Source organism: Intestinicryptomonas porci, from assembly GCF_033971905.1.
GTDB classification, from domain to species: Bacteria; Verrucomicrobiota; Verrucomicrobiia; order Opitutales; family Intestinicryptomonadaceae; genus Intestinicryptomonas; species Intestinicryptomonas porci.
The window spans coordinates 151,159-171,364 of record NZ_JALBUT010000003.1 but is presented as its reverse complement, the minus strand read 5'-3'; the positions used below and the strand labels follow the sequence as shown (position 1 = coordinate 171,364).

General features: G+C 46.2%; 13 protein-coding genes and 1 tRNA gene. 7 read left to right on the top strand and 7 right to left on the bottom strand.

Annotation, left to right across the window (positions count from 1 at the left end; translation table 11 throughout):
* Positions 1 to 68: 68 nt before the first annotated feature.
* Positions 69 to 809 carry a hypothetical protein gene (locus tag MOX91_RS03575; RefSeq protein WP_370396706.1) on the bottom strand — a complete coding sequence of 247 codons (741 nt, stop codon included), beginning with the start codon at positions 807 to 809 and terminating at the stop codon, positions 69 to 71.
* A 191-nt stretch (positions 810 to 1,000) separates the two neighbouring features.
* On the opposite strand from MOX91_RS03575, the gene MOX91_RS03570 reads away from it, so the two are divergent.
* Positions 1,001 to 5,356 carry a hypothetical protein gene (locus MOX91_RS03570; RefSeq protein WP_370396705.1) on the top strand — a complete coding sequence of 1,452 codons (4,356 nt, stop codon included), beginning with the start codon at positions 1,001 to 1,003 and terminating at the stop codon, positions 5,354 to 5,356.
* 260 nt (positions 5,357 to 5,616) lie between these two features.
* On the opposite strand, the gene MOX91_RS03565 is transcribed toward MOX91_RS03570, so the two are convergent.
* From MOX91_RS03565 to MOX91_RS03555, 3 genes are all read right to left on the bottom strand, one after another.
* Positions 5,617 to 6,420 (bottom strand): metallophosphoesterase, encoded by an 804-nt coding sequence (locus tag MOX91_RS03565; protein WP_370396704.1) that lies wholly within the window; start codon positions 6,418 to 6,420, stop codon positions 5,617 to 5,619.
* Positions 6,421 to 6,743: 323 nt separating this feature from the next.
* On the bottom strand, positions 6,744 to 6,971 hold the full coding sequence (locus tag MOX91_RS03560) for a hypothetical protein (protein ID WP_370396703.1): 228 nt from the start codon (positions 6,969 to 6,971) through the stop codon (positions 6,744 to 6,746).
* A 37-nt stretch (positions 6,972 to 7,008) separates the two neighbouring features.
* The gene (locus MOX91_RS03555) at positions 7,009 to 7,821 is read right to left on the bottom strand and encodes a gamma carbonic anhydrase family protein (protein WP_370396702.1); all 813 of its coding nucleotides are present in this window, start codon (positions 7,819 to 7,821) and stop codon (positions 7,009 to 7,011) included.
* A 231-nt stretch (positions 7,822 to 8,052) separates the two neighbouring features.
* Between MOX91_RS03555 and MOX91_RS03550 the strand changes: the two genes are divergently transcribed.
* Positions 8,053 to 9,399 (top strand): Gfo/Idh/MocA family protein, encoded by a 1,347-nt coding sequence (locus MOX91_RS03550; RefSeq protein WP_370396701.1) that lies wholly within the window; start codon positions 8,053 to 8,055, stop codon positions 9,397 to 9,399.
* A 25-nt stretch (positions 9,400 to 9,424) separates the two neighbouring features.
* Positions 9,425 to 11,641 (top strand): HEAT repeat domain-containing protein, encoded by a 2,217-nt coding sequence (locus MOX91_RS03545; RefSeq protein ID WP_370396700.1) that lies wholly within the window; start codon positions 9,425 to 9,427, stop codon positions 11,639 to 11,641.
* Positions 11,642 to 11,866: 225 nt separating this feature from the next.
* Here the strand turns inward: MOX91_RS03545 and MOX91_RS03540 are convergent, their stop codons facing one another.
* The 3 genes from MOX91_RS03540 to ubiE are packed head-to-tail and all read right to left on the bottom strand — an operon-like array spanning position 11,867 to position 14,311.
* A complete protein-coding gene (locus MOX91_RS03540; protein ID WP_370396699.1) occupies positions 11,867 to 12,805 on the bottom strand; it encodes a hypothetical protein in 939 nt (312 codons plus the stop codon).
* 1 nt (position 12,806) lies between these two features.
* A complete protein-coding gene (locus MOX91_RS03535; RefSeq protein WP_370396698.1) occupies positions 12,807 to 13,598 on the bottom strand; it encodes an RluA family pseudouridine synthase in 792 nt (263 codons plus the stop codon).
* A complete protein-coding gene (ubiE, locus tag MOX91_RS03530) occupies positions 13,595 to 14,311 on the bottom strand; it encodes a bifunctional demethylmenaquinone methyltransferase/2-methoxy-6-polyprenyl-1,4-benzoquinol methylase UbiE (RefSeq protein ID WP_370396697.1) in 717 nt (238 codons plus the stop codon). The genes MOX91_RS03535 and ubiE overlap by 4 nt, the downstream gene beginning before the upstream one ends.
* 162 nt (positions 14,312 to 14,473) lie before the next feature.
* On the opposite strand from ubiE, the gene MOX91_RS03525 reads away from it, so the two are divergent.
* The 4 genes from MOX91_RS03525 (at position 14,474) to MOX91_RS03510 (ending at position 20,016) form a co-directional block, all read left to right on the top strand.
* Positions 14,474 to 14,827 carry an HU family DNA-binding protein gene (locus MOX91_RS03525; RefSeq protein WP_370396696.1) on the top strand — a complete coding sequence of 118 codons (354 nt, stop codon included), beginning with the start codon at positions 14,474 to 14,476 and terminating at the stop codon, positions 14,825 to 14,827.
* Positions 14,828 to 14,831: 4 nt separating this feature from the next.
* Positions 14,832 to 16,145 (top strand): histidine--tRNA ligase, encoded by a 1,314-nt coding sequence (gene hisS, locus MOX91_RS03520; RefSeq protein ID WP_370396695.1) that lies wholly within the window; start codon positions 14,832 to 14,834, stop codon positions 16,143 to 16,145.
* Between the two features lie 70 nt (positions 16,146 to 16,215).
* Positions 16,216 to 16,288 (top strand) — tRNA-Ile (locus MOX91_RS03515).
* Positions 16,289 to 16,425: 137 nt separating this feature from the next.
* Entirely contained in the window at positions 16,426 to 20,016 is a 3,591-nt protein-coding gene (locus tag MOX91_RS03510; RefSeq protein WP_370396694.1) for a LamG domain-containing protein, read from the top strand.
* Positions 20,017 to 20,206 lie beyond the last annotated feature (190 nt).

Here is a 20,206-nt window from a genome sequence, read left to right as displayed (position 1 = left end):
TGGACAGCGCGGCAATGCCTGTCAAGACAGTTTTTTGCCGCCGTTTTTTTGGTTTTTACGGTCGGATTTTATTTTCTGCGCGGAGGTTTGCCGTATCTCATCAAAAACGGAACATCGTTTCCGTCGTCCTTGTCCGAGGGGACGTCGAATACATAAAAGGTCAGGTTTTGGGATTTTATGAAGCTTATGTAGCGTTCGTAGGAGAGTTTCGGGTAGTTGCCGAGCGTGTAAAATTTAAGCGGAACTTCTTCGATGTCGTCGCTTTGCGGGAACGACTGCTTTGCCGTTTCAAAAGGCTCGACCCGCAAAAGCTTGTTGCCTATTGCGACGCCGAAAGGCTTTTTTGAAAGATTTACAACGGCAAAGACTCCCGCTCCGAGATTTTTTTGCGATATGTCTATTACCCTGTGCAAAGTGCTTCCGTCCCTTTCTGTAAGGCATATAACTACGTCCTCTTTGTCCGCCCCTATGTTGATGGTCATGACGGGCGTGTAGAGCGAATCCTTGCCGTCCATTGACTTTTTGTAAAAGGTTATGAGAGGCGAATTTGAGAAGAATATGGAGTCGAAACTGCGGGCAGTGCTGGCTTCGATTGGTGCGAATGAGTCGCCAACGCGCACATGGTAGTCTCGTTTTTTGCCGTCCATGGAGAGCAGGCGGTAGCTGAATTTGCTCTCTTTTTGGCTATCCCATTCAAAGGTTGAGGGTACGGACTTCCCGCGCATTGCCTCTTGCGCTTGAACAGATGTTTCAAACAGGGCAATCGCCGCCATCGCGGGTAAAAAAATTCTGAAAAAAAGTTTTAGCATGGATTAAAATTTCTGCTTGTTAAAAATTTAGTTTTTACAGTCAATCAAATTCTATTTGATAAATCAAACTTTTTTTGTCTCGGAGTTTTTATTTTGCTCTTGCATATACCAAAAAAAGTTCATATAAACTCAAATCGAAAAAAAAGAATATCTACCCGTTTGTTTTCTAAATTTTTTAACTTTATTTTACTATGAAACGTTTAAGAAAATCTCGAAATGCGGCAAAAAGAAAGGCTTTTGCCCTTGTGCTTGCGATAGGCGCAATGGCATTTATGGTGCTCTTGACACTGACGCTGTCGGCAATCATAAGCTCCAAACTGCGCATTTTAAACGCGCAAAAGCAGGCGAGGGAAGCGAGGTCGCATGCCGTTTTGGGCATGAGCATTGCCATATCCAATCTTCAGCGCACTGTCGGCAAAGATAATGCAATTACCGTCCAGTCTTCGATTTTTGACCAGGACCCCGAAACCGTCAGGATAGACAATGTAAAAACTCCGTATGTGGTCGGAACGTTCAACGTCAAAAAGGACGCTTCAAATCTCACCGCCAAAGAATTGCAGGACGAACAGCGAGACTTGGTTGACGTAATTAAAAACGGCGGCAATTCTCCGGAAGTTTCCTGGCTTGTTTCGGGTCAGAAGCGTTTGAAAAACCCCATATCGGAATCCCCCGAGGATTTAAGCGACGAGACAATCACGCTTGCGGAATACAGCCTGCTTACGGAATATCCCGCAGAATACGGCGGTAAAATCTCCGCTTCCGACAAAACCGAAAAGGTTGAAGTGAAAGCGGGCAAGGTTCGCTTCGACGCAAATCAGGGTCAGTCGGGCGAAGGTGCTTACGCATGGTGGGTAAGCGACGAAAGCCAGAAGGCGAAGATAAATCTTACCCGCCCCGAAATGTATCTCGACAAGGAAATGCCGAATGTTTCGAGCCTCACAAACCAGGCTCCCGTCGATCCGCGCGTTCCGCAAGTCATAAACACGAGCTTTATTTCCGAACTTTCGGAATTGGGGCTAAGCCCGTTTGCGAGAAATTACAACGAGGAAAATTCGAAGAACATTGCGAAAATTTCCACTCTTGACGAGCTTCCGATTGTTGACGCTTCTTTGACTGAGTGGGCTAAAAACAACAAGGGCGACTATACCGCCGTTTCCGTCGGCTTGCCTGTTGACGTGACGCAGGGCAGATTAAAGGAAGACTTGACCGTTTACCTTTATACGGGCAAGGGATTGAAAGACAACGACCCGATTATCCGCGGCGGCAATACTTCAAGCGACAAGGAATACACGGGTGTTGACTTCGGCTTGCGCTCCTATACCAAGCACTTGCCCACATTCGGCATTTTGAGAAGCTTTGCCACTTATGCTCTCGACAAAACGACTTTTCAGGCGGGCGTAAATCCGCAGGCGCAGGTCATAAATACTCAGAAGTCGGAAAACACGCACGGGGTGTATCCGATTGTCGAGTCCGCCGAATGGATGCTTTTCCCAGCGTACGACATAAATATTTCAAACAGAAACGCGGCTTTTACGTTAAATCCTTCCGCGCTCAGCAGTTTCAGGCTGAATATAAACTACATTATGTATTTGCGCGTTGTTTTGCGCAATCCGTTCAATGTCACCATAAACCAAAGCAATTATATTTTGCGAATCGGAATGCCTATTGCCGCATATCTTTCAGTGGATAAAGCTCGTCCTGAAATGCGCACGCGTTGGATTCGTATCTATTATGATGCGGAAACCGGGGAAAAGCGGGAACAGTATATAAATGTAGTCTTTAAGGCTTCGCGTACCAATACGAATCGTGCTCCGCACTTTGCGGACTTCTTGGAAGACTATATGGATAACAATATGCCAACGATGAACTTCAATTTGCGAAGCATCAAGCTTCTGCCGGGCGAAAGTGTTGAATTGTGCCAGCCGAGAATTGCCGCCGACCAAAACGAATTCAGCCCCGCGAAAGTTCAAAATTTGTCCGCGAGCAAAAATCTTTTGGAACCCGGCAAAATACAGGTTTCCGACGGCTATTCGAGCCAGTGGGCGGCTCTTCCCCAAAAGTGCTTTAAAATATCGACCGATTTGAATTTGACCTTCGATGCTTCAAAATCAAACATTCCCGACAATATTGCGGAGTATACTTTTGACGAAGCAAGCAAATGCTACAAGAAAACTGTCGAAGTAAATGGGGAGCAGAAAGAAGAAATTATCTGCCCGTTTCTTTATGGCAAATTTAAGGATAAAAATCCTAACATTGAAATTTCGGGCGTTGGGGATGCATTCGATGGTTGGCCATTATTTGAATTTACTTGGAACGATTCCGACTTATGTCCTTATCAATTTAAATTGGAGGAATTAAACTCTTCTTCCGCAAAAGGCAGAAGTTATACGAGAAATGCACTTGAGCTTCTCTCTTCAAATAAAAAGCGATTGTGGAAACATGATCTAACCGAATGGGACTTGGCAACAGGTGTTAACCCAAGTAATTATAATAGAAAAAACGGGCGTTATGACAGTCATAATTTTTACCGGCAGAATAATAACCAAATGTATTCATGGGAAGGTGATGGCACAGGTAATAGTTATTTGAATAATCTTAAAAACTATGTGGCGATTATACAAAATACTTCAAAGTTTTTTGATGTTAATCTGTTCTTTGGCGTAGATGGTGGCAATGATATTCCGCTTTTTTACGATAAAAATACGTACGAAGTCCACAAAAACAATAAGTTGGATAACGCGAAAATCATGTTTACCATTCGTTTGCCGAATTGGGATACAATTTTTAACGGCATTTTGTCTTCTTACAACTATCGCGCAACTCAGCTTATAGATAGCGACTATCTCAATGACCAGCATGTAATTCGCCGCTCTTGTACGAACGCCACAGTCGGAATGATGGATTGTGGTTCGGCTTCCCGCTTTGCGAGTAGCTTCTTCGGTGAGAAGTCGATTGTTGATCACAGGACATGTTCGGGCTACCATACATGGTCCAACACGAGATATCCCATTGACGGCATGAAAGCCTCTATTTCTTCTCAAAGAGAAAATTTCAGTAACAATTATCCAAATCACTACGGATTTCTTTCTCCTATATCAGGGATAGGAAGACACGATTATGATGGCTTGATTTTCGCGCCCTTTGATTTGCCGCGGAAGGAAACCGACCTTATGAGCTTGGCGCATTTCAGGCACGCGAATTTGTCGCCGATGCCTTGGCAGCCTTCTTATGCATTTGCCGAATCTTATGCAAGTCCCTTCTTGCGCCGCCAAAATGTTGTGGAATTCAACAAGGGAAATGAAAACATGTTAGGTGGAAATTCTTCTAATGGGGATTATATTTACGACAACGAAACCATAGACATTTCCTACCTTTTGAATGCTTCCATGTGGGACAGGTTTTTCCTTTCCACTATTCCTCAAAACAGCGAGGCATTTACCCCGATGGCGGGCATGCGCATGCCGAATACCCGCTTGTTCCTGACTTCGCTTCCCGAAGACACGAAAGACTTGAAGGCGTCGGAAACGGCGTTTGAGGAAGTGGCGTCTCATATCGGTATTGACGGCGCTTTCAATGTCAACTCCACTTCTTACGAAGCATGGCGTTCTGTCTTGGGCGGTCTTTTGGGCGTAAAGCGCAAAACCTTGACAAACGGAACCATCAATTCCGATGGCGACCGTTCGGAAGATTCCGATGAATTTAAAATGCCGAACCCCGGCGATTTAAATCCGCTCACTGTTCCCGAAGAAGGCAAGTATTTTTCTTACATAGACCTGAGCGTAGGCAGAAGGATAAGCGAATCCGAAATTGACATGCTTGCCCGCGAAATTGTCGCCGAAGTCAAGCGCAGGGCGCCGTTCTTCAGCCTTGCCGACTTCGTAAACCGCAGGCTTGAAGAGTTCACCTCAGAAAACGACAAAGACGCGAACTATCTTTCAATGATGGGAACTCTCGCTACCGCAATCCGCAGAAGCGAGCATATCTCGGATCGACCAAACACTTTCTTTAATGATAATTCGATGGATGAGAATTATACGAAAGTGACTCCTAAAATAACAAATACAAGTACTGATCTTGATAAAGAACATTCACTCGTTGTTCCTGCCGCGTATGTCACTTGTTATGATAATCGTAGCGGAACTCCGAATCAGCTTGGTCCTGGAGATCGGAGTAACTGGCGCGATATCGGCGAGCAGCTCCGTGAACCAAAGCGCGAGTTTTTGGACGCCGCCTTGCAGGTTCCTCACAATGAAACAAAAGCGCAGGCGTGGCGTACGCGCGGCGCAAGAGGCTTGCTAAACCAGGCAGATCTGCTAAGCGCGATTGGCCCCGTAATTACGGTAAGGGGCGACACCTTTGTTGTAAGGGCTTACGGCGAAAGCAAGAATGCCTTGATGGGTAACACGTCAAAAGCCTACTGCGAAGCCGTTGTTCAGCGCACGGCAGAGCCCGTGAGGTCGGGCGACGACAAAGTTGCGCCCGAAAGCGAATTTGGCAGAAAGTTTAAGATTGTGTCGTTTAAGTGGCTTACAAACGCAGAGCTTTAATTCGGCGTTGAAAATTTGAAAGCGCGCTTTTTAAGAGCCGCTTTTGAATTTAGTGCGAAACAGAAATTTTATTGGGAGATTGCAAATTTGCAGTCTCCTTTTTTATTGGAGCACCATAAAATGAAGCAATGTAATGGCGTTTCCTCGTGGCTTAAATATTTAATACCTTCAAAACAGCTTGTAAAATTACAAACAAAAATTGGGAGTGCCGTATGCCAATGAATTTTTTAATGATTCGATTTTCCGAAAGCTCTTCGGGATTATTTGTTTGAAATGTTCAGAACAAGCATTTCGTTTTTTGTGCCGATTCTAAAAGGCGGCCCCCAAAGTGAAATTCCGGAACTTACGAACGAGTGGCAGGAGTTTATTTTCTTGTATCCGCAGTCAAGTTCAAACAGAAATTTTGTAATCATGTTTAGCGGAAACATTTGTCCGTTGTGGCTGTGTCCGCTGATTTGTATGTCAAATCCCAAGTTCGCTTTGTCTTGCAAATTGTGCGGTCGGTGGTCTAAGAGCAGGGACGGCAATTCGGGTTTTAGCTGTTTTACAATATCGTTTTCCCTCTTTGACTTTTTGTTTGAAAAGTCGTCAAGACCCGCAATTTGAAGCCCGTTTTCAAGAATTGCAACTTCGCCTTTTAAAAGTTTTATGTTTGATGCCTTGTAAAATTCTTCCGATTTTTTTGCTCCCGCGATATATTCGTGGTTTCCGAAAACCGCAAATACTCCCATTGGAGCGTTGAGGCGCTTTAAAATTTCAGAAATATTGCGATGCCGCAAAACTTCGGTATTATCGTCAATCAAGTCTCCGACTATCAGGATTGCGTCGGGGGTTTCTGCGTTTATTGCGCTTACGATATTTTCGATTTTGCGCCTGCTTGACCCGTAGCCCAAATGGAAGTCGCTTGCCGCCACGATTTTTACGGGAAAGGCAATCGGCTTTTCGATTTTAACGTCATATTCCCTTATTTCAAAATTTCGGTTTTTTATAAGTCCGAAAATCAAAACGGCGGCAGTTGCAATTAGAGCCGCAAAAAATGCGAAGGGAATTTTTATATGCAACATAGCCAAAAGAGCCAAAAAAAGAGAAATGAGCAAAAAATAAAATATAAAGCCAATCCATATAGTTGAAACAGAGAAAAGTCCCTGCAATAGAAACGATGGCGCGCCGAGGTTGCGCATAAAAAAGTAGATTGGAAACGACAGCAAAAGCGCCGCAAAAACAAAGGTAAAAATGCGGTTTTCAGCCAAAATTTTGGGAAATTGGAAATAGGAATAGGCACATGCCGCAAGGAATGCAAACGATACGCAGGATAAAATCAGAACTTTCATAAAAATAAAAAAACGCCAAAAGAAAGCTTTTGGCGTTTTGCGTGAAAATCAAGACATTATTTGTTTTCGACTGCCTTCGGGCATTTTTTATTTGCGGGGCAATCCTTCTTTGCAACAGGGCATTCTTTCGCCTTTGGGCAGGATTGCGCATTTGCTGGGCATGCTTGCGCCGCGGCAGGGCAATTTTTTGCTTGCGGGCAGGCGTTGCAAGGTTTCGAGCAGCAAGCTGTGAGACCGAAAAGCGCGAATGCCGCAATTGATGTCATTAAGATTATTTTTTTCATGGTTTTTCCTTTTTTTGGGTTTCTAAAAAATATTATTTTACTTCTTCGTACTTTTTGCCGGTTTTTTAACGGATTTTTTTGACGATTTTTTGCTCGGATTGCCTTCTTTCTTGCATTTGCATTCGCCTTTTGCGTGGTGGCTTCCGTCGCAGTCTCCATTGTGGCAATGGCATTCTTCGCTTTCGCCGTTTTCTTCGCAATGGCATTTGTGCTTTCCGTGCCCGCCACAGCAACAGTGATGTTCAAATTCGGGGGCATCTTCGCCTCTTGCCAAGCACTTTTCTGCGTATTCGGCGGGGGTGTCGCAACATGCAAAGCCCATGTCTTGGAAATATTCCTTGTGGGTTTGGGCGACTTCAAGATACTTTGTCGCCCAGTCGCGGATTTTTGAGCGCGCTTTCAAGTCCATGGTTTTCACTATTTTTGCGGGAACGCCCATAACCACACTCCCGTCGGGGATTACCGTGCCTTTTGTGACGAGAGCGCAAGCTCCTATTACGCACTGGTTGCCGATTTTTGCGCCGTCCAAAATGGTTGCGCCCATTCCGATCAGCGTTTCGTTGCCGATTTCGCAGGCGTGCAGGATTGCCCCGTGTCCGACTGTGGTATAGTCGCCGATTTTCACTCCGTAGTCGTCCGCAAGGTGCACCATTGTGCCGTCTTGGACGTTCGAACCTTCTCCGACTTCTATTGAGTTGATGTCCGCCCTCATCACGACTCCTGGCCAGACGCTGGATTTTGGTCCGATTTTAACATCGCCGATTATGACGGCGTGCGGGCTTACATAAGCGTCGGGATGGATTCTCGGAGACGAGGCGAAATATTTGTCGAGGCGTTCTTTTGTTGTCATATTCAAATTATTTTTTTTAAAAATATCTTTCTTTGTTTTGCGAAGTCAAGCCGATATTATTATTGTAAAGCTTATATTTTTTTTCTTTACAACTCTACTTTACAGTACTAATTTTTTTATAAATTTTTTAGAGGGGGGGCGTTTTAAGGATTGGGTGCGCGTTTGGTTTTGCGTTTTCAGTCTTTTATCGGCTTAATCGGGAAAATTTAACATAAAAACGGAGGATAAATTATGAATGCTAAATTCTATACGAGAAGACAGTTTTTGAAAAGCTCCTTCTTTGGGGGGGCGGGGCTTTTAATTGCCTCGAACATGTTTGCGCGCACTTGTCTTGCGCCTAATAGCAAGATAAACTTGGCGATTATCGGTTGCGGCAAGATGGCGGACGGGCATATCGGCGGGTTGATTCATTCGCCGCTTTGCAAGATTATCGCGGTTTGCGACGTTGATTCCGCGCGCACGGAGTATCAAAAAAGGCGCATTGAAAGCGAATACAAAAAGCGCGGGGACGCCGCTCCCGATGTCAAGGAGTACAAGGACTTCCGCGAGCTTTTGGCAAATCCGTCCGTTGACGCGGTTTTGATAGCAACGCCCGACCACTGGCACGCAATTCCCGCGATTTGTGCGGTGAACGCGGGCAAGGCGGTGTATTGCGAAAAGCCTTTGACTTTCACTGTCGAAGAGGGCAGAAAGCTCGTTAATGCGGCAAAGCGCATGGGCGTTCCGTTTCAGGTCGGCTCCCAGCAGCGCAGTTCCGCCGAGTTCAAGCGTGCCGCGCAGCTTGCCCGCAACAAATATTTGGGCGAAATCAAAGAAGTTTATGTAAGTGTCAGCGCGGGCAACGCCACTCCGCGCAACTGGAAAATCGAAGAATGCCCGAGTACGGTTGACTGGGATTTCTGGTGCGGACCCGCTCCCTACAATCCTTATTCAAGCCAGCTTTTGCCAAAAATAGACCCGAAGGCAAACAAGCCGCACGAAGCGTACGGCTGGAATTCATGGCGTCACCACCTCGACTACGGCAACGGCTCCCAGGCAGACTGGGGTGCGCACCAGTTCGACATCGCCTTGTGGGGCTTGGGCTTGGACGGCAAGGGCATCAAGTATATCGAGCTTACCGACAAGGAAGACATGCCCGGCGAAAAGCACTGGCGTATGTACCGCTATTTGACTGAAAGCGGAATTCCGATTTACAGGGGCAATCACCCCGCAATCCCAAAAAGATTGCACGGCGGCTTGACTTTCGTATGTGAAAAGGGCTTGATTTCCGCCGCGCGCGGACACTTCTGGTCAGACAGGGAAGCGTTGGAAACCGCAAAGTTGAGAGATGACGACGTTTCCTTGATTTCTTCGGAAGCGCACAAGGAAAACTTCCTAAACGCCGTCTTGAAGGGTACTCCGCTTGCCGCTCCCGTCGAAGTTGGGCATTCAACCGGCACTCTCTGCATAATCGGCAACATCGCCTACAATTTGGGGCGCAGTCTCGAATGGGATTGGAAGTCCGAAAAATTCGTAAACGACGCCGAAGCCTGCAAATTCCTATCCCGCCCGAACCGCGGGGAATGGGCGGCGTACTAATAACAGGGAAAGGAGATTTTTGAACATGAAAAAGACACTCTTTACACTTTGCTTTTTTGCCGCGGCACTCTCTTTTGCCGCGCATCCGAATTCAAAACCTGCTTCGGCTGAAGAAATTTGCAGTGCAATGCAGGATATGCGATCCTACGACTGGGGGCAGTCTTCGGGAAAGCTTGAAGCTTATTTGTATCCGCTTTACCGCACTTCGACTTCCGACAAAAAAGCGGCTGCCGCCATTGAGCAAAAAGCTGTCGAAGAATTGAAAAGCGGACAGGGAACAACGCGCTACAAGGAGCTCCTCGGCGAAACTTTGGCTATTTGTGGAATTTCATCGACTGCAAACGGGCTTGCGGACATAGTCTCAAAAAATTGCTCAAAAGAAGAAAACCGCCGCTGGATTGAGCGCGTCATGATTGCCCTTGGCAGGGCTTCCGACAAGGGCGCGAAAGACGCCCTCTTGAAGCTTTCCGGAGTGAAGGGATATGTTTCGGTTGACGCGATTTCAGCTCTCGGCTCGCGCGGCGAAGCGGATAAGGAAATCGCAAAAATCCTTGCATCTGCGGGAAAAGACAAGCAGAAGTATTACGCCTCTGTGGCGGCTCTTGCCAGAATTTCCTCTCCCGTCTCGTTCAAGGCTCTTTTAACGGCAATGTCGAAGGCTCCCGAGCCTGCGATGAAGCTTGCGGCAGGGGAAGCGTTGACTTCTTCTGCAAGCTCGTCCAAAAAGGCGGCAAAGGTCTTGGAAGACAGCGCAAACAAGATTTTGTCGGACTCAAAGTCAGATCTGCCCTTGCAGCTTGACGCGTATTCCGCATTGGTAAGGCTTGGCAAGGCACCCGCTCCCAAATCGAAAGATTTTCTAATTGCGGCGATAGACGTATTCGGCGCAAACAAAAAGCTTGCGGCTCCCGCATTCTTGGATTTTTCAAAGCTTGAAGAACCCGAACAGACATTGCTTGTGCAGGCTTACGCCCGCAGGGGAGACGGTTTTGACAAGATTATTAAGCTGAACCCGAAATCTGCCCCTCTTGCAGAAGCGATTGCCTTTGCGGCGTCGAGAATGGGAAGCGAAAAGGACTTTGAAAAGCTTGCCTCTTTTGCTCCGCTCTTTTCAGGCGACAGAGAAAAGACCGTCCTTGCCCAATACATAAGCGAAATCAGGGCAAGCGGAAAGCTTTTGAAGCTTGCCGACCTCGCAAAAAAATCCAAGAGCGAAGATGAACAGAAAGTGCTTTTGATGGCTACCGAAAACCTCGATTCGTCGAGTGTTGCCGATTCTCTTTTGGATGTCGTTAAAAACGGAGCAAGCGACGACAAGATTGCGGCTTTGAAGACATTGAATACGGCGCAGTCGAAGAACGCCTATGTATTCGTGAAGGTTGCCGAGCTTTTCCCGACTTTGAAGGGCAAGGAAATTCAGGCGGCGCAAAGGCTGCTTGTAAATCTTTCGCGCGTATCTTGCAATGAGCAGATGTTCAAGGCGGCGGCAGAGCAGTACGCAAAAGCTTCAGACGGCAAAACAAAGGCATTCTTTGTAAGGTTTGCCGCACCATTTGGAAGCAGGGAAGCCGCGGATTTCCTCGCAAAAGCGTATCTTGACGGCTTCAAGAACGAAGCTTTGCGCGAGTTTGCACAATTTAAGAGCGAAAACGCTTTTGATGCTTTGAAAAAAATCGAGGGCGCGGACGCCGCAAACAAGGAAAAAATCCGCAATACGGGCATCAATATCTTGCAGCAAAACGGGCTTCTTAAATCTCCTTATTTGAAGTATATTTCGTCAACTGCCATAAATTCCCGCGAAAAGAATTTGGAAAACATGCTTGAAATGCCGAATATGCTCGCAGCGGAGGAAGTAAAGCTTCCCGGAGGAATGAAAGCCCGCGCCACGCACGGAGCCAATGAATTGGCAAGGGCGTTTGACGGGGATATGTCTTCGCGTTGGGCGAGTGGAATGTCGCGCGAGCCGGGCATTGCGGTCATGTTTGAATTGCCGTCTTCCGAAACAGTGAAAGGCTTGGAATTTATGCTCGGCAATTCGACGGGCGACAGGGTTCTCGAACCTAAAGTCTTTGTCGGCGACGAAATCGGAAACATGCGCAAGGCGAAAATAAAGTATGAAGGCGCGCCGAAAAGCGACATCATTACTTTTGAGAAACCCGAAAAGGCGAAGTTTATTTGTGTTGTAAATACAAAGGCGGCGGGCGGCTACTGGTCGATTTACGAAGTAAAAATTCAAAAGTAGCCTGCGGTTTTGACCTTGAATTTTGGCGGCGCAAAACAATGCGCCGCTTTTTTTGGGATTTTCTTCGGAAGGAATTTTGCGAAAGCGCATTTTTTTGAAAATTTGTTTGCAAAGCGAAAAAAAAAGCCCTAATCTTGTTTTTATATTTTTAGTAGTTCAGTAGTTTAGTTTATTCGAAACAAAAAAGGCGGTCTGATTTTCAGGCCGCCTTGCTTTTTTCGGTATTTAAAAGTTAAAATCGGGCTTGTTCCAATATGCCGCAGGTCGGTTGTGAGAAGTTGCGAACATTTTGCGGGCAAGCTCGAACTCTGCCTCGTTTTCAATAATAATTGCGGGGGAAAATGCGCTTTTGCCGTCGCGGGGAAGAATTGTTTTGCAGTTTAACTTTTTCAGATTTTCTGATTTTTCAAAATCTGAAATCATATTTGCGCGCTTCTTTAAAATTTCGGATACATTCAATTTTTTCAGCATCTCGAAAGAAAAGGGGCTTATGCGGCACACTGCTTTTGAATTGAAGAGCTTTTCCTCTCCTTTCATGAAGAGTTTTCGATAAGCTTTGTCTTCAATCCCGCCTGCTTTTTTCGCGAGGGTTTTAAGCGTCATTGCAGAAAGTATGTCTCCTGCAAAGTCAGGCATGGAGGTGCTTGGCAGAACGGCTATTTTGCGCGGCTTTTCGCCTTTTAATTTCAAGTACGCCCCGTCGGGAATGGGAAGAAGCTTGCGCAGGCTCGCAAAAACGCAGTTTGCGGCGGAGTGTGTCGCCCACTCCGAAAATGGGGCAAATGTCGCGTCCAAAATCGAGAATGTTTGCGGATTTTTCAAAATCCAGCTCTCAATTTCGGCTTGGTCGGAAGCCCCGAAGAAATCCATGAACAAAATTGCCTCCGACGCTTTCAAGCTTAAGGTTTCAATATGGTTTTCCGAGTAGGTTTTTACTTCAAAAAAGCCTTTAAAAAATATCGGCAAAGACGGGCAGATTGGTTCGGGCAGAAATATTGTTTTTATGCCCGATTTTTTCAGAAAAGGAAATGCCGCGCGCAGCGCACTTCGTCCCGAGGCGTATAGTTCCGCGCTTTTTATCAAGTCGAAAAAAGTTTCGCCGCCGTCCAGCTCGTTTTCGGAGGGAAGCTCCAAATAGCAGTCAAGCGGCGACAATACTTTCATTTTACGAATTGAAATCCTCCGCGTTTCCGAGGTTGTTTTCTGCCATGAAATCGGCGAAGTCCTGCGGAATTTTCGCTTTTATCACGAGGTTTGGGTAAATTTTTGAAAAATCCAAAATCCATGCGTGCAGGGCTTGGCGGGGCATCAGCATTTTTTCCATGTCTTCCCGCGACAATCCGTTTTCTATGAAATTCAAATATACGTTTTCGTCTCCACCGTAAATTTTATCGCCGACAACTCTCATGTTTATCCATTCCGCGTGGGCGCGAATTTGGTGCTTGCGCCCCGTGATTATTTCAACTTCCGAAAGCGTGAGCGGAACAGGGGTTGAGGTTGTGCGTATCGGGGTGAAAAGCGTTTCCGCCGCTTTTGCCGAGCCTTTGTCGATTGCGGCAATCTGCTTTACTGCGACGTTTGAATTTTTGTCGTCGGCAAGCGGCTGGCTTACAACGTATTTGCCAAGCATGTTGCCGCGCAAGATGGTTAGATATTTCTTGCCCACAAGCTTGGATTCTATCGCCTTTTGAATTGTGCTTGCGCTTTTTTTGTCTTTTGCGAACACCACGGCTCCGCTTGTCTCGCGGTCGAGGCGGCTTACAAGGTGGATTGTGTCAAGCTTGGTGAGTTCGCGCATAGCCCCGACGAGGCTTGACAGAGGCCCGTTTTTGGAGGGATGGCAGACGAGCCAGCCGGGCTTGTTTACGGCGATGATTTTTTCGTCTTCAAAAATTATCCAAGTTTTAAGCTCGTCCAAATCCACGAGTTCCGGGGTTTTGCCAAATTTGTCTGTCATATTTTTTGCGCTTCTGTCAAAGCCACGCAACCGAACGCGAAGCTCTTTGTTTTCGCGTTTTTAAAGCCGCAGCTTTCAATTAGTTTGTTGAGTTCTTTTTTGCGGGGGAACGCCCTTGTGGTTTTCGCCAAATATTCGTAGTCGGACTTGTCTGCGCCGAAGCGCGAGGCAATGCGCGGCACAAACTGCTCCATAAAAATGTTTTGCGCCCACTCCACGCATTTGGGCGCGCGCGCGACCTCCAAAATGAAGAGCTTGCCGCCGCCTTTTAAGACTCTTGATATTTCTTTCAGGCAAATTTCTCTGTCTTTAAAGTTTCTGAAACCGAATGCGATTGCAACAGCCGAAAATCTTCCGTCTTCAAATTGAAGCTTGGCTGCGTCGGCAATCTCGAATTTCACGTTGGGGGGATTGCGCGTAAGTATTTTCGATTTTGCAAGCTCGAGCATTTCGGGGCAAAAGTCGGCGCAGGTGATTTTTTGTTCGGGGCATATGTCCAAAATGCGAATTGCAACGTCTCCGCTTCCGCATGCAAGGTCGAGTATTTCCCCCCCTTCTGCGCATTTTACCGCAGACTTTGCAAGGGCTTTCCGCCAGCGGGCGTCCATTCCGAAACACATGGCGCGGTTTATTTTGTCGTAGGACGGAGCTACGCGGGCAAACATTTTGCCGACGTCTTTCGGGTCTCTTGTTTCGGGGTTTGCAATCTGCATTGTCGTAAAATAAAAAGGTTTCCGACCTTAAAAGTCCAGTTTAATGCAAAAAAAACATAACAATTTTATAATGAATGAAAAAATATTTTATTTTCTCTTGAAAAAGCTCCGATGCAATGCCATATAGGAAAATTCTTTTTATAAAAGGGATATTGTAAAAATATGCAAAACTTAACAAAACGAGAAATTGTACAGAAGATTTATACGACAAAGCCTGAATGCCGCAATGGCAGCGTGCTTCAAAACGACGTCAAGGATATCGTTCAAATGACGTTGGACACAATCGTGGAAAGCCTTTCTTCCGGTAGAAATGTAGAACTTAGAAATTTCGGCGTGCTTGAAGTGCAGGTACGCAAGCCACGCGTCGGCAGGAATCCGACGATGCCGCAAAACGATGTCGTAATTCCAAAGCGCGCAATCGTGAAGTTCAAGTCCGGCAAGGAATTGAAGGCGGCGTTGAAAAAGCTTGATTTGGGCGTTGTCGAAAACGCGCGCCAATCGAGAGCCCGCAAATAAGCTTATGTTTAAGACACTGCCGGGATTCAGAGAATTTTATCCTGAGGATTGCGCGAAGAAATCCGCAATGTTCGAGGTGTGGAAAAATACAGCCCGAACTTTCGGATTTTCGGAGTTTGAGCCTCCTGTTCTCGAGTCTCTTGATTTATTTACGGAAAAGTCAGGCGAGGAAATCCGAAGCCAGCTTTTCGAGTTTACCGACAAAGGCGGCAGGGAAGTTGCCCTGCGCCCTGAAATGACGCCATCTCTTGCCAGAATGGTCGGGGCGCGGGCAGGCGGCATACGCCGTCCCGTAAAGTGGTTTGCAATCGGCGAAAACTATCGCTACGAACGCCAGCAAAAGGGCAGATTGCGTGCCTTTTACCAGTTCAACGCCGACATATTGGGCGACGAATCCATTTCGGCCGATGCGGAAATCATTGCGCTTTTGATTGAGTCTCTGCGCTCTTTCGGGCTTACGGAAAACGAGTTCAAGCTCCGTTTGGGAGATAGAAACTTGTGGGTTCTCTTCCTCGAAACTTTGGGTATTGGCGATGACCGCATCGCCTCGATTTTGTCGGTTGTCGATAAAATTGAGAAGGTTCGTCCCGAAGCTTTTTCGGAAATGATGGCGGAAGCGTTGTCGGGTTCGGGGCTTTCGGCAGACGAAGTTTCGGAAAATTGCAGAAAGTTTGTGGCAATAAACAGTGTCGAAAATCTTGAAGCGGCGTTTTCTTCCTGCAACGAAGAATTTAAGGCGAAAATCGAAGCCAGATTGAACGATTGGCGCAATTTGCTTTCAATCTTGGACTTGATGGGCGTCGGAGGCTTTGTGAAAGTCGATATGGGCATTGTGCGCGGTTTGGCTTATTACACGGGTTTTGTTTTCGAGGCATTCCAAACTGTCGGAACGGGTCGCGCTCTCGCGGGCGGTGGCAGGTACGATGCGCTTGTAAAAAAACTCGGCTATCCCGACATGTGCGCCGTTGGTTTCGGAATGGGCGATGTCACTGTCGGCGATTTGCTGGAGCTTACGGGCAAACTGCCAAAGGCGGACTTTTCGCCCGACGCATATGCGGTTATTGGCTCACAAGAATTGGTTTCTCGCGTCTTGCCGATTGTGTTTGAACTTCGCAGAAGTGGCGTGAAAGTCGATTATCCTTTTAAAATTTCCGGATTTGGAAAGCAGTTTAAAATGGCGGACGCAGTTGGCGCAAAATTCGCACTGATTTTCGGCGAAGACGAACTTTCCAAAAATTCGGTAAAAATCAAGGATTTGAAGCTTGGAACGGAGACTGAAGTTGAAATTTCCAAACTTTTGTCTTTTTTTGGGAAATAAATTTTTGCAAATTCAAGTTTTGTGCTTGCAAGACGCAAAATAATCCGCACATTTGTTTACTTTAAAAAACGGGTTGGTAGCTCAGTGGTCAGAGCAGGCGACTCATAATCGCTTGGTCGTGGGTTCAAGTCCCACCCGACCCACGTTTTTTTTATTATCAGTAAAAATTCGCAACGGAATTTCCGTTGCGAATTTTTTTGTACTTCAATATCCGATTTTTGTTTTTTTGTTGAAAAAGCTTTTTTTAAGATTTAAATAACTTTCTGAATAGGGGAGATATATGAAAATCTTTGGAATGTTTTTTGTGGCGTTTTTTTCTTCGATGCTTTTTTGCGCTGATTTGAATGCAAAAATAAGTCGTATAATAAATTCTTCAAACTCCATAACACAAAAAATGGCGGTCTTCGATTTAAGAGCGAAAATCGCCTTTGTGTCCGGCAGTGTCCCTGAGCTTTCAGATTCTTCCGAATTATTGAAAAATTCGATTGTCATTGGGCGTCCGTCCGAAAATCCGAATTTGGGCGAATTTTCGGACGATGCCGCCAAGCTCTCAAAAGGCGGATACATTATAAAAAAAATAGCGAATGGTTCTGTTGCGGTTGTCGCAAACGATGATGAAGGGGTTGTAAACGGCGCAAACGCCCTGTTAAGGCAGATGGGATATGGGTTTACGCTTGGAACGCAATTTACTCCGTCAAAGCTAAATGAAAAAATCGAAGATGCGGTAAAGTCTCCCAAGCTTGGCGTGAGGGGATTTTTGCCGTGGTACAATTTTTTCAACAGCCCCACAACTTGGGACGAACCCGACCATAGGGCTTTCGTTGACGATGCCATGGCGTTGGGCGCGAATTTCATCGGCTTTCACAACTACAACGGAGAGCCCCTATGTGGATATGTTGATGAAAACAAAAAACTCGTGAAAGCGGGGCGTCTGCTTTCCACAAAATATCCGACTTGGGGAACTCATCCCTTGAAAACCGAAGATTTCGGTTTCGGAACAGACAAAATCTACTCCGGAGATTATTTCGGGGCAAGCACTTCAAAAATAAAAGATGATGCTAAAGCCGTTTTGGCGGAGCAGGACTTGGTGGCGAAAATGCTCGCCTATGCGGACAACAAAGGGGTGAAAACCTGTATCGGATTTGAGATAGGGGAACACCACAACACTCCGATCCCGACGGACGAGGGCGATATGAAGATTTTTGTAAACAGGCTGCGCCATGTCGTAGAGAAATATCCGAATGCAAAATATGTATGGCTTTGGCTTCCCGAAGCTTCGGGGCTTGCGGGAATGTCTTGGGGAATCGGAGGCTCGAAAAATGCCAAGCAATCGCTTGCCCTTTACGCAAACAATTCGCTTGATGTTTACAAAATGATTGGCGGCTTTAACGAAACTCTTGCGCGCCACGGAGCATACGACAAGAGTTCTGGCGGGGAATTGGGCAGGACAATGCGGGCAATCTGCCTTGAACAGTGCGCGAAAGCCGCCTTAAAAGTTTTGTCGCAATACGAAAATCCGCCCAAACTTGTCATGAGCGGATGGGGTGGCAATACTTATCTTGGCGCGGATTTATATTTTGACGGCTTGAATAAAACTTTGCCGAAAGACGTGGTGTTTTCCGCCCTCGAACACATTTTTCCCCGCCCCAAGATAAGCGATGTTTACGGTACTCTAACAGGGCGCGAGGTTTGGCCTATTCCCTGGCTTGAAAATGACGGCGACCAGTGGCAGCCTCAGCCGTGGGTAAAAACTTTCAAAGGTTTGATGGAAGATTTGTATGCGAAAAATTGCGACGGCGTGCTTGCCATACATTGGCGCACGCGATGTGTCGGGGAAGCGTTCCAATATTTGTGCGACAGCGCGTGGAACGGCGCAATGCCGCTTGAAAACTTCTTTTTGAATTATGCCAAAACCCTCTACGGGGATGAAAACACTGCCCAAATGGCGAAAATCCACGAAGATTTGGACGCGCTGCCTTACAGATGGCTTGGCGGAAAGGGGCAGAAAGAATGCGGTTCTTTCGAGTGGGGCGAAGTCGGGGATAGTAAATTTTTAGACAGGCTTTTGGAGATAAAATCGAGAATAAAAAAATTGAAGTTTAAAAATCCGTCGGCTTTGGAAAACGCAAACTGGCTTTTGGCGCGCATTGATTGGACTGTCGCTTATCGGGAAATGACCGTGCATTCTCTTGTTGCTCAAAGCGCCATTAAGCATGGCAAATACCAAGAGGCGCTTGCAGAGCTTGCAAATCCATGCTATCCCAATGCGTTTAGAACTTACGCAAAAAGGATTTCCACAAGGGGCGAATATGGCATTCTTGCGACAGTGAATACCAAGGCGTATGTTGACTGGCTTAAAATGCGTGAAACGGTCGAAAATGCTTTGGGCAAAAAATTAAAGATTGCTGACTGCGCTTGGGTTATTGAAAAATCCGATAGGTTTGTCTCGCTTGCAAGGCGCATTACGAGCATTGAAGCAGGAGCGGATTTTGAAATCGAGCCGATTGTTTTCGGGGGTGGAGATGCTTGGATTTTTTATCGTAAGCTTGGCGAAAAGTCTTGGAAGTCGAAAAAATTGGAAGAAAATCATAATTGGGTAAAGCATATAAAAATTCCCGCTTCAGAAATAGGGGATGTCGGCATCGAGTATACTTTCGGGTTTTCAAAAAGCCCGCGGATTGCAAATAAACATCTGCTTTCGGTCGCTCCTAAAATCGAAATGGCTGTCCGCGCAAAAAAGAATGTTTCTTTTGACGGCGTAAAGTTGAAGGCGAAAGCGCAAAAAGGCAAAACCTTTCCCATTATGCTCTCATGGAACGACATTAAAAATGCAGAGTACTACAAAGTTTATCGGGACGGCGAGCTTCTTTGTTCCACGGCGTTTAATTATCTGCCCGATTCTTCCCCGAATAAGAGCGGATTTTATGTTGTTGAAGCTTTTAACAGAAACGAAAAAGTCGCCCAAAGCGAAGCCGCGCCTTACGAAATGCCAAATATGCCCGTTGGCGAAAAACCGCGCGTTAAAATCGGGCAAAATCCTTCCGGCGTTGTTTTGAAAATCGCCGCCCCGAAGTCCGATGCGGCTGTCAAATGCAGAATTTATAAAAGTGGGAAACGCGCAAGAGCCGAGCGTTTGAAAAACGAAATTCTTGAGCATGTCGAAGCTTCGCAGCCTTTGAATGTTCCCGAATATATGCTTTGCGAACTGCCCTTGAATGGCGGGAACGAAGCGTTTTTCTTTGATGAAACTTCGGAGGGAGATTGGGTTTACAAGGCGGTGTTTTTAAACGCCCATAATGTCGAAGGCAAAAATTTTGAAGAAATAAAAATCATCCACAAAAAGACACCACAAACGCCGCTTGTCAATCTTCCGCTTACAGAAAGACCAAAGGGCGCAAAAGAGGTCGGGGTTGTTAAATATACTTCGGAAGGCGCGGATTTCAGCGGCGGATACGTCGTTTTGCCAAACATAAAGCCGAAGTTTGGCGCGGGGCTTAAAATCGAATTTGAAATGATGGTTTTTGAAGGGGCAATGCCTGACGGGGTAATGTTGAGCTTTGGTATATTCAGGCTTAACGGGCTCTATTTCCAGTCGGGAGGCAGGAATTTAAATGTTTGGGGAAGCAGTGAATTTAAAACTGCCGCAGGGGGATTAAAGCCTAATGAGTGGCACAAGGTTTGTTTTGAATACGACTGCAAGAGCGCGGTTTTAAAAATAGACGGAAAAACCATGTATTCGCAGTCTCTTGATTCTCTTCCGACTGAAAGCGATTATCCGTTGACTTTGGGCAATTATTCGTCTCCTGAAAAGCGTTATGCTTTCAAGGGGATGTTGCGCAACCTTGCCATCTCCTCTGAAAAAACGGAATAAAACGGAATGCGAAAAATGAAAAATCATTTTTTAAATATAGAGCTAAGGCATCCGTAAAAGATATTTTTCGCATTCCTTGCCCTCCATCTTGGGATTTCTTCGGACTTGCGTACATTTGTACGCTGACGCCTCGAAATCCGCAAGACAGGGTTCCCGAAAATGTTTTTGCAAAAAACTTTTTGGGATAAGA

Excerpts from the sequence above, each read along its gene's own strand:
- MOX91_RS03555 (WP_370396702.1), bottom strand. The coding sequence starts at position 7,821 with ATGACAACAAAAGAACGCCTCGACAAATATTTCGCCTCGTCTCCGAGA.
- MOX91_RS03575 (WP_370396706.1), bottom strand. The coding sequence starts at position 809 with ATGCTAAAACTTTTTTTCAGAATTTTTTTACCCGCGATGGCGGCGATT.
- ubiE (WP_370396697.1), bottom strand. The coding sequence starts at position 14,311 with ATGCAGATTGCAAACCCCGAAACAAGAGACCCGAAAGACGTCGGCAAA.
- MOX91_RS03550 (WP_370396701.1), top strand. The coding sequence starts at position 8,053 with ATGAATGCTAAATTCTATACGAGAAGACAGTTTTTGAAAAGCTCCTTC.
- MOX91_RS03510 (WP_370396694.1), top strand. The coding sequence starts at position 16,426 with ATGAAAATCTTTGGAATGTTTTTTGTGGCGTTTTTTTCTTCGATGCTT.
- MOX91_RS03560 (WP_370396703.1), bottom strand. The coding sequence starts at position 6,971 with ATGAAAAAAATAATCTTAATGACATCAATTGCGGCATTCGCGCTTTTC.
- MOX91_RS03570 (WP_370396705.1), top strand. The coding sequence starts at position 1,001 with ATGAAACGTTTAAGAAAATCTCGAAATGCGGCAAAAAGAAAGGCTTTT.
- MOX91_RS03540 (WP_370396699.1), bottom strand. The coding sequence starts at position 12,805 with ATGAAAGTATTGTCGCCGCTTGACTGCTATTTGGAGCTTCCCTCCGAA.
- hisS (WP_370396695.1), top strand. The coding sequence starts at position 14,832 with ATGTTTAAGACACTGCCGGGATTCAGAGAATTTTATCCTGAGGATTGC.
- MOX91_RS03535 (WP_370396698.1), bottom strand. The coding sequence starts at position 13,598 with ATGACAGACAAATTTGGCAAAACCCCGGAACTCGTGGATTTGGACGAG.
- MOX91_RS03565 (WP_370396704.1), bottom strand. The coding sequence starts at position 6,420 with ATGTTGCATATAAAAATTCCCTTCGCATTTTTTGCGGCTCTAATTGCA.
- MOX91_RS03525 (WP_370396696.1), top strand. The coding sequence starts at position 14,474 with ATGCAAAACTTAACAAAACGAGAAATTGTACAGAAGATTTATACGACA.
- MOX91_RS03545 (WP_370396700.1), top strand. The coding sequence starts at position 9,425 with ATGAAAAAGACACTCTTTACACTTTGCTTTTTTGCCGCGGCACTCTCT.